This window comes from Lysobacter soli (assembly GCF_003382285.1).
Taxonomy (GTDB): domain Bacteria; phylum Pseudomonadota; class Gammaproteobacteria; order Xanthomonadales; family Xanthomonadaceae; genus Lysobacter_J; species Lysobacter_J soli.
This window is the reverse complement of record NZ_QTJR01000007.1, coordinates 97,954-110,513: the sequence shown is the minus strand read 5'-3', so window position 1 is coordinate 110,513 and position 12,560 is coordinate 97,954. Positions and strand designations below refer to the sequence as shown.

Annotated in this window: 10 protein-coding genes; 6 read left to right on the top strand and 4 right to left on the bottom strand. The window is 67.9% G+C overall.

The window, feature by feature from the left end; genetic code table 11:
- Positions 1 to 194: 194 nt before the first annotated feature.
- A complete protein-coding gene (locus DX912_RS11715) occupies positions 195 to 2,024 on the bottom strand; it encodes a monovalent cation:proton antiporter-2 (CPA2) family protein (protein ID WP_115842700.1) in 1,830 nt (609 codons plus the stop codon).
- Between the two features lie 237 nt (positions 2,025 to 2,261).
- Here DX912_RS11715 and DX912_RS11710 point away from each other — a divergent pair, with 237 nt between their 5' ends.
- Positions 2,262 to 3,113, top strand: coding sequence for an energy transducer TonB (locus DX912_RS11710; protein WP_181902810.1), 852 nt, complete (start codon positions 2,262 to 2,264; stop codon positions 3,111 to 3,113).
- Positions 3,114 to 3,351: 238 nt separating this feature from the next.
- Here the strand turns inward: DX912_RS11710 and DX912_RS11705 are convergent, their stop codons facing one another.
- From DX912_RS11705 to trxA, 3 genes are all read right to left on the bottom strand, one after another.
- Positions 3,352 to 4,515 (bottom strand): DUF6538 domain-containing protein, encoded by a 1,164-nt coding sequence (locus DX912_RS11705; RefSeq protein WP_147298640.1) that lies wholly within the window; start codon positions 4,513 to 4,515, stop codon positions 3,352 to 3,354.
- Between the two features lie 135 nt (positions 4,516 to 4,650).
- The gene (rho, locus tag DX912_RS11700) at positions 4,651 to 6,318 is read right to left on the bottom strand and encodes a transcription termination factor Rho (RefSeq protein WP_115842697.1); all 1,668 of its coding nucleotides are present in this window, start codon (positions 6,316 to 6,318) and stop codon (positions 4,651 to 4,653) included.
- A gap of 303 nt (positions 6,319 to 6,621) precedes the next feature.
- Complete coding sequence (gene trxA / locus DX912_RS11695; protein ID WP_115842696.1) at positions 6,622 to 6,948, bottom strand: thioredoxin TrxA; 327 nt, start codon at positions 6,946 to 6,948, stop codon at positions 6,622 to 6,624.
- Positions 6,949 to 7,245: 297 nt separating this feature from the next.
- Here trxA and rhlB point away from each other — a divergent pair, with 297 nt between their 5' ends.
- The 5 genes from rhlB to ung all read left to right on the top strand — a co-directional run bounded on the left by rhlB (position 7,246) and on the right by ung (position 12,304).
- The gene (rhlB, locus tag DX912_RS11690; protein ID WP_115842695.1) at positions 7,246 to 8,976 is read left to right on the top strand and encodes an ATP-dependent RNA helicase RhlB; all 1,731 of its coding nucleotides are present in this window, start codon (positions 7,246 to 7,248) and stop codon (positions 8,974 to 8,976) included.
- A gap of 139 nt (positions 8,977 to 9,115) precedes the next feature.
- Positions 9,116 to 9,802, top strand: coding sequence for a cell division ATP-binding protein FtsE (gene ftsE / locus DX912_RS11685; RefSeq protein ID WP_115842694.1), 687 nt, complete (start codon positions 9,116 to 9,118; stop codon positions 9,800 to 9,802).
- Entirely contained in the window at positions 9,799 to 10,752 is a 954-nt protein-coding gene (ftsX, locus tag DX912_RS11680) for a permease-like cell division protein FtsX (protein ID WP_233433574.1), read from the top strand. The genes ftsE and ftsX overlap by 4 nt, the downstream gene beginning before the upstream one ends.
- Positions 10,749 to 11,588: a response regulator gene (locus tag DX912_RS11675; protein WP_115842693.1), complete on the top strand. Its 840-nt coding sequence runs from the start codon at positions 10,749 to 10,751 to the stop codon at positions 11,586 to 11,588. Before ftsX ends, DX912_RS11675 begins: the two co-directional genes overlap by 4 nt.
- Positions 11,585 to 12,304, top strand: a complete 720-nt coding sequence (ung, locus tag DX912_RS11670) for a uracil-DNA glycosylase (RefSeq protein WP_115842692.1) — start codon at positions 11,585 to 11,587, stop codon at positions 12,302 to 12,304. The genes DX912_RS11675 and ung overlap by 4 nt, the downstream gene beginning before the upstream one ends.
- The last annotated feature ends 256 nt before the right edge of the window (positions 12,305 to 12,560 follow it).

Here is a 12,560-nt window from a genome sequence, read left to right as displayed (position 1 = left end):
GCCCCTCTCCCTCCGGGAGAGGGGTTGGGGTGAGGGTCGGGGCGTGCGATCGCGGTGGCGCGCGCGATGCCTGCGTTCAGAGCCCGAGGCGAGCCGGACCGCGTGATGGCCTGGGTCCCGGCTTTCGCCGGGACGACGGGAGTTCGAGGCGACCGACGATACGGAACGCCGGCGACATAAGGCGCGAGCCCCCCTCACTCCTCCTCATCCACCGACGCCATGTCCTTGCGCGTGGCGTCGGCAATCTCGTTGAGCACGCCGGTGCCGCTGTCGGCGTTGAACAGTTCTTCCAGCTCGCGGCGCGCATCCTGCGTGGATTGCAGCAGCGCGTCTTCGTCGTCGCGGATCAGCGACTGCGCATGCAGCAAGCGCAAGTCGTGGTCGCGGAACTGCTCGGCATGGCTGCGCGCGACGTCCTCGGCGATGCCCAGCTCTACCAGCACCTTCTCGCCCATCTTCAGGCTGCTGTAGAACGTCTCGCGGATCGCGCGCGCGCCCAGGTCCATCAGCTCCCACGCGTGGCGACGGTCGCGTGCGCGGGCGAAGATCGTCGCATCGGGGTACATCCGCCGCATCGTTTCCACCGTGCGCAGGCTTTCCTCCACGCCATCGATGGCGACGACGAACACCTTCACCTGGTCCGCGCCGCAGGAGCGCAGAAGCTCGGGCTTCGCCGGATCGCCGTAGTACACGGGATTGCCGAAGCGGCGCACGAAATCGACCTGGTCGGCGCTGTGCTCGATCGCGATGAAGCGCGTGTGCTGCGCCAGCAGCAGTCGGGCGACGATCTGGCCGAAGCGGCCGAAGCCGGCGATCAGCACTTCCGGCTGGTCGTTGGGAATCGTGTCGAACGCGCGTTCCTGTTTCCGCGGCGTCGCCGACAGCAGGCGCGCGATGGCGATCACCAGCAACGGCGTGAGCGCCATCGAGATGCCGACCGCGGCGACGAGCCGGTCGCGCGTGGGATCGTCGATCAGGCCGGATTTCACCGCTTCGTTGAAGATCACGAACGCGAACTCGCCGCCGAGCGCGAGCACCGCGCCCAGCCGCAGCGATTCGCGCGTGTCCAGCCCGCCGGGTATTCGGCCGACGAAGTACAGGATCGAGAACTTCACCATCAGCAGCGCGATGGCGAGCCCGGTGATGAGCACCGGTTCGGACAGCACGCGGTCCAGGTCGATGCTCATGCCCACGGCCATGAAGAACAGGCCGAGCAGCAATCCCTTGAACGGATCGATCTGCGCTTCGAGTTCGTGGCGGAATTCCGAATCGGCCAGCAGCACGCCCGCGAGGAACGCGCCCAGGCCCGCCGACAGCCCGGCGCCCTGCATGATCCACGCGGTGCCGAGCACCACCAGCAGCGCCGCGCCGGTGAAGACTTCAGGCATCTGCACGCGCGCGATGACGCGGAACACCTGACGCAGCGCGAAGCGGCCGCCGATCACCACCACGGCGATCGCGCCGAGCGCCTTGGCGACCTCGTCCCAGCCGAGGTTGTCCGCGGCGCCGGCGCGGCCGAGCAGCGGAATCGCCGCCAGCAGCGGGATCGCCGCGAGATCCTGGAACAGCAGGATCGCGAAGCCGAGGCGACCGTGGTCGGTCGTCATCGCCTTGCGTTCGGACAGCAGCTGCAGGCCGATGGCCGTGGACGAGAACGCCAGGCCCATGCCGATCACCAAGGCCGCCTGCCACGACGCGCCGGCGATCATCGCCGCGGCGCCGATGGCGAGCGCGCTCAACGCGACCTGCGCGCCGCCCGCGCCGAAGATCGGCTTGCGCATGACGCGCAGGCGCGCCGGCGACAGTTCCAGCCCGATCACGAACAGCAGCATCACCACGCCGATTTCCGCCGCGGTCAGCACCGGCTCGGCATTGGCGACGAAACGAAGGCCGTACGGCCCGAGCGTCACGCCCGCGGCGAGATAGCCCAGCACGGCGCCCAGGCCGAAACGACGGAACACCGGCACCGCGATCACCGCGGCCAGCAGGAAGACCAGTGCGAGTTCGAGACCGCCGCCGTGCATGAAACGCCTCCGTTTCCCGGATTATGCACGCCGATCCGTGGCCTCATCGGTGCCGCGCGGGCGACACAGCGATGCGATCGGTGCCCACGCGCGTCGCTGTCGATCGGTCGGAACGGTGCCGCGAGGGGCGCGAGGTGCCACGTGCGCCGCCGGAGGAGCTGCCATATCCGGTCACACCCGGGAGTGCGCTAGGCTTGCCCCATCAGCGCCAAGGGGGCGCCAGGGAAGGGGATGGAAATGGGCAGGCATGGATGGATCGTGGCAATGGCGCTGGCGTTGTCCGCCGGCCATGGGGTCGCGAATGCAGCCGACAGTCGGGCCGAAGTGCGCAAGCAGGTCGAGGCCACGATGCTGTTGACCGGCTCGCTGGACATCGACGCCGATGGCGTCGTCTCGACGTACACGTTCAATCAGACGGAAGCATTGCCCAAGGCTGTGCTCGAGGTCGTGGATAGACGCATCCGTGGATGGCGTTTCGAACCGGTCGTGATCGATGGCAAGGCCGTGCCCGTGCGTTCGCCGATGCAGATGCGGCTGGTGGCCCAGCAGGAGGGCGAGAATTACCAGCTTCGAATTTCGGGCGTGACCTTCTACGGCAAGAAGGGCGAGGGATCCTTCGCGCGCGGCAAGCTGCAACCGCCCAAATACCCGTCGGAGGCCGTCTACAAGGGCGTGGGCGGTACGGTGTACCTCGTGCTCCGGGTCGGCCGGAACGGCGCGGTCGAAGACGTGGTCGCCGAGCAGGTAAACCTGCGCATCCTTGGAAACGAGCGCGAGATGGCGACCTACCGCGAGTGGCTGGCCAGCAGCGCCATCAAGACGGCGCGGAAGTGGAAATTCGTCTTCCCCACGGAGGGCGAGGATGCCGATGCGCCTTTCATGTCGCTTAGGGTTCCGGTGGATTTCATCGCGCCGGATACGCGGCTGGAGGCGGCAGGCAAATGGAACGCGTACGTGCCCGGTCCGCGGCAGGGCGTGCCGTGGCGCAACTGGGATGCGAGCCTGCAGTCGCCGGACGCGTTCGCGTCGGACGGCGTCTATCGCGATCAACCCGATGGCCCGCGCCTGCTGACGAACATCGACGGATGATTCGCGCACAGGACGCGCAAAACAAAAACGCCCCGCAATGCGGGGCGTTCCGTTGATGCGACCTGCGATTGCGATCAGCGCTTCATCGAGCTGAAGAACTCATCGTTCGACTTGGTCGTCTTCATCTTGTCCAGCAGGAACTCCATCGCACCGATCTCGTCCATGCCGTGCAGCAAAAAGCCCTTGTTTTTGAAGGGTTTCCAAATTCCTTGCCCCACATGGGGGTCAAGGTTGGGGGTCAAGAATCTGCTCTCGTCCTCCTCCGGTCAACCCTCTCTTCCGTGACTCCGGGACGGGGATAGTTCCGCTGGCTCCCGCCAGCCTGTGTCGGCTTTCGTCGGGTTCTGTCGGATTTGCAATCAATTGCACGCGCATCCCAGCCGCCCCATGCGCACAGGCTGTCGCCGCGCCCGGTCATTAGCCCCCCCAGTGCCCCCGCAAAGCGATTCTGCCTGGGGTAGCCACCACCCTTGAGTTCGGGAAAGAGTGGGGAGGTCGCTGCGATGCTCTTGCGCCACCGTGCACGCAAGACCGCGACGGGTATGGGATGAAGGACGGCCAGGGTGCGCGCACCTGCATACGTCTTGCTCTTCGCGATGCGCACGAAGGCGGCGTTCCGATCCCAGCGGATGTCACCTTGGGTTAGGGAGCAGAGCTCATCAATGCGAGCGCCGGTGTACAGGCCGAGTGCCATGACCTCGCGCAGGGCAGGGTAGGTCGGAGCGCCGGAGAACAGGCGGACCAACTCCGCCATGGCGTAGGGGCGCTTCTTACCTCCCATGCGCTCATCCCTGGTGCTGAGCCGGAAGCCCTTCCATGGGTTCACACCTTTGGCGACGAAGCGCCGGGAGGCCATCCACCCCCAGAACGCGCCCAGCGCGCTCAACTTACGCCGTCGCGTGCTCGGGCTATCGGGGGACTGCTTCAGCCGCTCATCCACGTATTCAGCTGCCAGGGCCTCGGTGACGACTTGGGGTTGGCGGTCACCGCCTAAGAACGCGCGCAGCTCTCGATACGCTTGCTGTCGCTGGAAGTGGGTCGTCTTCAGGCAGGCTGTGCTGTCCAACCACTGCTCTAGTAGAGAGTCCAAGCAGGCAGCCGGGCGAGCATCGGCGTTTGCAATTAATTGCAAATCGAGCGAGGGGATTGGATTGCAATTAATTGCAATCGCGCTGGGAGTTGGCGAGATTGGAAGAGCGGTAGCAACCGCCGATAGCCCTTCAAGGTATGCGCGAACCTGTGCCAGCGCGCTCCACTTCCGGCGCACGGCCTCATCCAGGTCTCGGGTGCCCAGCGCGCGTCGTATATGGGTGTTCCCGACGCGCCCTTGCAGCGCTCGGGGGACCTTCACCCGCAGATACCAAGATTGCCCCAGGCGCTGGAGGTACTGGGTCTTGCTCATTTGCCCCACCGTCACGGTTAGGGGGCTTTTGGCTGCTTGGTGGTCAAACCTGGGGGTCAAACTCCGGTCTGACCCCTTCGATGGTCCGGGCCCTCGCGATGCGGCGGAGGGCCCGAAAGCCTTGGCCCGTGGGCCTCAGCGCTTCATCGAGCTGAAGAACTCGTCGTTCGACTTGGTCGTCTTCATCTTGTCCAGCAGGAACTCCATCGCACCGATCTCGTCCATGCCGTGCAGCAGCTTGCGCAGGATCCAGATCTTCTGCAGCAGTTCCGGCTCGATCAGCAGGTCTTCGCGACGCGTGCCGGAGCGGTTGATGTTGATGGCCGGATAGACGCGCTTCTCGGCGATGCGGCGGTCCAGGTGCACTTCGGAGTTGCCGGTGCCCTTGAACTCTTCGTAGATCACCTCGTCCATCTTGCTGCCGGTGTCGATCAGCGCGGTGGCGATGATGGTCAGCGAACCGCCTTCCTCCACGTTACGCGCGGCGCCGAAGAAACGCTTCGGACGATGCAGCGCGTTCGCGTCGACACCGCCGGTGAGCACCTTGCCCGAGGACGGCACGACGTTGTTGTACGCGCGCGCCAGACGGGTGATGGAGTCGAGCAGGATCACGACGTCCTTCTTGTGCTCGACCAGGCGCTTGGCGCGCTCGATCACCATTTCGGCGACCTGCACGTGGCGGCCGGCGGGTTCATCGAAGGTCGAGGAGACCACTTCGCCGCGCACGGTGCGCTGCATTTCGGTCACTTCTTCCGGGCGCTCATCGACGAGCAGCACGATCAGGTGGACGTCCGGATGATTGCTGGTGATGGCCGTGGCCACCTGCTGCATCATCATCGTCTTGCCCGCCTTGGGCGGCGAAACGATCAGCGCGCGCTGGCCTTTGCCCTGCGGCGCCATGAGGTCGAGGATGCGGCCGGTGATGTCTTCGGTCGAACCGTCGCCGCGTTCCAGGCGGAAGCGCTTGCGCGGGAACAGCGGGGTCAGGTTCTCGAACAGGACCTTGTTCTTCGACGCTTCCAGCGGCTCGCCGTTGATCGTGTCGACCACGGCCAGCGCGAAGTAGCGTTCGCCGTCCTTCGGCCAGCGGATGCGGCCGGACAGGTGGTCGCCGGTGCGCAGGTTGAAGCGGCGGATCTGGCTGGGCGAGATGTACACGTCGTCCGGGCCGGCCAGGTAGCTGGCCTCGGCGGCGCGCAGGAAGCCGAAGCCGTCGGGGAGGATTTCCAGCACGCCGTCGGCGGCGACGCCTTCGCCATGGCGGGTCAGCACCTTCAGGACGGCGAAGATGACGTCCTGCTTGCGGGCGCGGGCGACGCCTTCCTGGATCTGCAGCTGGTCGGCCACGTCCAGCAGCTTCGGCGTGGGCATGCGCTTGAGGTCGCCCAGCGAGTACTGCGGGAAGCCTTCCGGAACCTGCGGGTGCGGACGGGGAACGAAGTTCTCGCCGTTGCCGCCGTCGTCCTGCATGCCGCCGTTCTGGTCGCGGTAGCGCTCGCGCTGGCGCTCGCGGCGGTTGCGGAAACGATCGCGACGGTTGTTGCCGCCACGGTTGTCGTCGCGGCCCTCGCGGTGCTGGCCGCCTTCGCCGCCCTGGGCGGCGGCGCCTTCGGCGCGCGGTTCGGAAGAGGAGGAGGCAGGCGCTTCGGCGGCCGGGGCCGGCGCTTCGGCGCGCGGCGCGGGTGCCTGGGTGGGAGCCGGTGCGGAGTCGGCGGCCGGCGCGTTGTCGGCGGCCTTGCTCACGCGTGCCTTGCGCACGCGCTTCTCGGCGACTTCGCCGGCGTCAGGGGTGTTATCGGACAAGCAGGGAATCCTCGCTAAGCGGCGAGCGCTCGCAGAGGGCGAGCGGAACGTCAGGGACGATGGTTTCGAAAGTGGGGTGCGGCGGCAGACGGGTCCGGATGGTGAGGTCGCGGAAGGTCAGCAACGCCGGGTGGAATGAAACTAGCACTGCCATCGCGCGGCGGCAAGCGCCGGGACAGGGCTGGTTCAGATGGCCGGGGCCGGCGGGAAACCGTGCGGCGACAGGCCTTTGGGGCAGGACGGGCGGGAATGGAAGCGTCCCGCGAACCCCCTCCCGGGCGGGAGAGGGCGATGCGACAGGCGTCAGATCGCCTTGTCGATCATCTGGCTCAGCTGGGCCTTGCCGACGGCGCCGATCTGGGTCGCCTGGACCTGGCCGTTCTTGAACAGCAGCAGCATCGGGATCGAGCGCACGTGGTACTTCATCGCCGTGGCGCGGTTGTGGTCCACGTTGACCTTGGCGATCTTGACCTTGCCGTCGTACGCGGCGGCCAGTTCGTCCAGCGCGGGGGCGATCATCTTGCAGGGACCGCACCATTCGGCCCAGAAATCGACCAGCACCGGTTCGGACGACTGCAGCACGGCGGCGTCGAAGTCGGCATCGCCAACGTGCAAAATTTTCTCGCTCACGGGACTCTCCTGCGGATGGGGCATGGCGGACGACCCCCGGAGGGCCGTCCCACGGACGGGTGAACGACCCGGCGGGGCCCGCGGGCGTGCCGGATCGGTCGTTACGGTAAACTGGGGCGTTTCGCGGGGACTTCAAGCCCGGACCAGCGGTCCGATCGGCCGGTTCCCGACCCCTTTCCGAGCCGGCGCCCGAGCGGGCCCGGCCCCGGCAGTCTGCGATGCGGACGCCACCCACGCAAGCGCGCCAACGCAACATTGCATGCTGCAACTGCACGGCGCGCGCGGACTTCGAATCTGATGAGCGACAAGCCTCTAACCGACGTTTCCTTTTCTTCTTTCGACCTGCATCCGAGCCTGCTGGCCGGGCTCGAAGCCGCCGGCTTCACCCGCTGCACGCCGATCCAGGCGCTGACGCTTCCCATCGCGCTGCAGGGCCGCGATGTCGCCGGCCAGGCGCAGACCGGCACGGGCAAGACGCTGGCCTTCCTGGTCGCGGTGATGAACCGCCTGCTGACGCGTCCGGCGCTGGCCGAGCGCAAGCCCGAAGACCCGCGCGCGCTGATCCTGGCGCCGACGCGCGAACTCGCCATCCAGATCCACAAGGACGCGGTGAAGTTCGGTTCCGACCTCGGCCTGAAGTTCGCCCTGGTCTACGGCGGCGTCGACTACGACAAGCAGCGCGAGCTGCTGCAGAAGGGCGCCGACATCATCATCGCCACGCCCGGCCGCCTGATCGACTACGTCAAGCAGCACAAGGTCGTGTCGCTGCACGCCTGCGAGATCTGCGTGCTCGACGAAGCCGACCGCATGTTCGACCTGGGCTTCATCAAGGACATCCGCTTCCTGCTGCGCCGCATGCCGATCCGCACCGAGCGCCAGACGCTGCTGTTCAGCGCGACGCTTAGCCATCGCGTGCTGGAGCTCGCGTACGAGCACATGAACGAGCCGGAGAAGCTCGTCGTCGAGGCCGAGACCGTCACCGCGGCGCGCGTGCGCCAGAAGGTGTTCTTCCCGGCCGACGACGAGAAGATCCCGCTGCTGCTCGGCCTGCTCTCGCGCAGCGAGGGCGCGCGGACGATGGTGTTCGTCAACACCAAGGCGTTCGTCGAACGCGTCGCGCGTGCGCTGGAAAAGGGCGGTTACCGCGTCGGCGTGCTGTCCGGCGACGTGCCGCAGAAGAAGCGCGAGACGCTGCTCAACCGCTTCCAGAAGGGCCAGCTGGAAATCCTCGTCGCCACCGACGTGGCCGCGCGCGGCCTGCACATCGACGGCGTCTCGCACGTCTACAACTACGACCTGCCGTTCGACGCGGAAGACTACGTCCACCGCATCGGCCGCACGGCGCGCCTGGGCGCGGAAGGCGACGCGATCAGCTTCGCCTGCGAGCGCTATGCGATGTCGCTGCCGGACATCGAGGCCTACATCGAGCAGAAGCTGCCTGTGGCGGCGGTCGAGGCCGACCTGCTGGTCGCGATTCCGCGCCCGCCGCGCGAAGTGCCGGAAGGCGCTGAAGGCGAGGGCGAGAACGAAAGCATCGGTTCGATCTTCAAGGAAGCGCGCGAACAGCGTGCGGCCGACGAAGAGCGTCGTGGCGGTGGCCGCAACCGTGGCGGCAAGCCGGGCGGCGGTCGCAGCGAGGGCCGTCGTGAAGGCGGTCGTCGTGAAGGTGGCCGTGCGGAAAGCCGCGACGGCGCGCCGCGCGGCGAGCGCAAGCCGCGCCCGCAGCCGGTGGTCGATGCCGCCGCGCAGGCGCACCAGGCCGTAGAGGCCGCGACGCCGCCGACCGGCGATGCCGAACGCGCGCCGCGCAAGCGCCGTCGCCGTCGTGGTGGTCGCCGCATCGAGGGTGCCGAAGCCGCCACGCAGGGCGCCGCGCCCGCACAGGCCGCACCGAAGGCGCCGACCCAGGTCCACGCGCAGAAGGCCGCCAAGGCCGCTGCGAAGGACGGCGACAAGCTCGGCCTGCTCCATCGCATCGGCCGCGGCCTGAAGTCGCTGATCTCGCGTTCGCCGCGCAGCCAGCACTGAGTTCCGCGCTGGCGCCGCACGCATCCGGCGCCAGCCTCGCGAACCGCGTCGCGGTTTGCGCGCCTGCCGCGGATTTCGCCCTAGCCAGCGCCGCCCGTGCCGCCGATACTGGGCGGCACGAGTGGGTACACGGTGAGCGATGAGCGTCCTGCGCTTCGACAACGTCAGCAAGCGGTACGACGGCGGCCACGACGCGTTGAGCGAAGTGAGCTTCGACGTCGCGCAGGGCGAAATGCTGTTCGTCACCGGGCATTCGGGCGCGGGCAAGAGCACGCTGCTCAAGCTGATCCATCTTTCCGAACGCCCCAGCCGCGGCGCCGTTGTCTTCGGCGACCGCAACCTGCTGAAGGTACGTGGCCGCCGCATTGCGCTGCATCGGCGCGAGGTCGGCGTGGTGTTCCAGGACCACCGCCTGCTCGGCGACCGCAGCGTTGCCGACAACGTCGCGTTGCCGCTGATCCTGCGCGGCATGCGTCGCGCCGACATCGGCAAGCGCGTGCGCGCGGTGCTCGACAAGGTCTCCCTCGGCGCCCGCGCCAACGCACTGCCGTCGCAGCTGTCGGCCGGTGAACAGCAGCGCGTCGGCATCGCCCGTGCGATCGTCGGCGAGCCTCGCCTGCTGGTCGCCGACGAACCCACCGGCAACCTCGACCCCACGTTGTCGGCCGAGATCATGGCGCTGTTCGAATCGCTGCCGGAACTCGGCACCAGCGTGCTCGTCGCCAGCCACGACCTCGCGCTGGTCAAGCGCATGAAGAAGCGCGTGCTGGTGCTCAATCAGGGGCGCCTGGTCGACGACATCTCGCCACAGGACCTCGCCCAGTGAGCGCGCCGACCGCCAACGCCTCGACCCGCCCGGCGCGTCCGAACTCGCGTCTTGGCACATGGTTCGACCACCACGTCTACAGCCTCGTCGCCAGCGTCGGCCGCATGCTGCGCAAGCCGTGGGCGACCGCGCTGACCATCGGCGTGATGGCGGTCGCGATCACGCTCCCGCTCGGGCTGTGGGCCGCGCTCGGCAACGTCGAACGATTCACCGGAACGGTGGAGCAGTCGCGACAGATCAGCCTGTTCCTCAAGCCGCAGGTGACGGTCGATCGCGCCCGCGCGCTCGCCGAGCAACTCCGCGGCCGCGGCGACATCGCCACGCTCGACCTGCGCACGCCCGAACAGGGCATGGAAGAACTGCGCCGCAGCAGCGGCCTGGGCGAAGCGATCAGCGCGGTGGACGGCAATCCGCTGCCGAGCGTGCTGGTCGTGACGCCGAAGGGCGACGAAACGATGCTCGCCGAATCGCTGCGCACGTTGCCGGACGTCGATGTCGTGCAGCACGACGCCGCATGGCGCCAGCGCCTGGACCAGTGGCTGCGCTTCGGCGTCCGGCTGGCGTGGGTGCTGGCGGCGCTGCTCGGTGTGGGCGCGCTGCTCGTGGTCGGCAATACCGTCCGGCTCGACATCCAGTCGCGTCGCGATGAAATCGCGGTGCTGCAGCAGCTCGGCGCCACCGACGGCTTCATCCGCCGCCCGTTCCTCTATTTGGGCCTGAGCTACGGACTGGCCGCAGGCCTGATCGCGCTCGGCCTGCTGACCGCCGCCGACCGCGCGCTGCGCGAACCGCTCGCGGCGCTCGCGCAGAGCTATGGAAGCCAGTTCGCGCTGCACGGCTTCGACCTGCTCGACGCCGCGGCTATCGTGATCGGCTCGGGCGTGCTCGGCTGGATCGGCGCCGGCCTCGTCGCCGGCCACTACCTGCGCCAGACGCGCCCGACGACATGAGCCAGGACCTTCGCCATCTCGCCAACGCCGCGCCCCGGATCATGGTGGTCGACGGCTCCAAGCTGGTGCGCAAGCTCATCGGCGACGTGCTGACGCGCGAGCTGAGCGACGCCGTCGTCGTGCCCTGCGCCGGTATCGCCGAAGCGCGAGCCGCGCTCGCCAGTGGCGCGGTCGACCTGGTCACCACGTCGCTCGTGCTGCCCGACGGCGACGGCATCGCGCTGGCGCGCGCCGTGCGCGAATCGGCGGGGCAGGCGTACGTGCCGATCATCGTCGTCTCCGGCGACGCGCAGTCGCACCTGGAATCGCGCCGTTTCACCGAAGACGTCACCGACTACTTCGACAAGGCGCTGGGCCACACGGCGCTGGCGGCGTTCATCCGAGGCTACGTGCAGCCGCAGCCGATCCCGGGCGCCCGTGTGCTCTACGTCGAAGACAGCAAGGTCGTCGCGCTGGCGACCAAGCGCATGCTTGAACGCCATGGCCTGACGGTGCTGCACTTCGTCGGCGTGGAAGAGGCGCTGGAATTCCTTGAAGCGCGCCGTGGGCAGGACGATGTCGGTTGCGATCTCGTGCTGACCGACGTGTACCTCAAGGGCGCGCTGAGCGGCAACGACCTGCTCGCCCGGCTGCGCGAAGACTTCGGCTACGGCAAGCGCCGCCTGCCCGTGCTGGTGATGACCGGCGACGGCAATGCCGACAACCAGAGCGCGCTGATCCGCGCCGGCGCCAACGACCTGGTGCTCAAGCCGATCGAAGAGCGCCTGCTGGTCACCAAGACGCTGTTCCAGCTACGGCTGGCGCGGCTGCCCGAGCCGACGACGCTGGACGCATGAACGACGCGGCGGAAAGCGGCGATCGCATCCGGCTGGACCCGTCATGGAAGGCGAAAGTCGGCGATTACCTGCAACGTCCGGACATGCAGCAGCTGTCGGGCTTCCTGCGCGACCGCAAGGCCGCCGGCGCGCGGATCTTCCCGCCGGGGCCGAACATCTTCGCCGCCTTCGACGCCACGCCGTTCGACGAGGTGAAGGTGGTGATCCTCGGCCAGGACCCGTACCACGGGGCCGGGCAGGCCCACGGGCTGTGCTTCTCGGTGCAGCCGGGCGTACCCGTGCCGCCGTCGCTGGACAACATCTTCAAGGAAATCGAGCGCGACCTCGGTGTCGCCCGCCCGGACCACGGCTGCCTGTTGCCTTGGGCGCGGCAGGGCGTGCTGATGCTCAACGCCGTGCTGACCGTCGAGGAGGGCCGCGCCGGCGCGCATCAGGGCAAGGGCTGGGAAGGCTTCACCGACCACGTAGTCGACGTGCTCAACCGCGAGCGCGACGGCCTGGTCTTCATGCTCTGGGGCAGCTACGCGCAGGCCAAGGGCAAGGTCATCGACCCGCGCCGGCACAGGGTGCTGAAGGCGCCGCACCCCTCGCCCCTGTCGGCCTACCGGGGCTTCATCGGCTCCGGCCATTTCTCGGCCGCCAACGAGTACCTCGTCCGCCACGGCAAGACGCCCATCGACTGGTCCCTGCCCGGGCGGGCCGGCCTGGCCCCCTGAACGCCGGCTGGGCGGCCTCATCGGTCTTGCGGAAAACGATTTCGGCCCAATGAACTTCCGAGGCTCGTTCGGGTCTATGAACCGGTGCGCGGGAACGTTCCGGTCATGCAATCCAGACACTCCGCTCACGCACCAAGTGATTGATTTGCAAGCCTTGCATGGCGCGCGCTCGACGATTGAGCCCGTCCGGGGTTTGTCCCACCCATGAAACACTGAGGCCCTTTCGACCTTTAGCAGAGCCCTATTTCGACTGCTA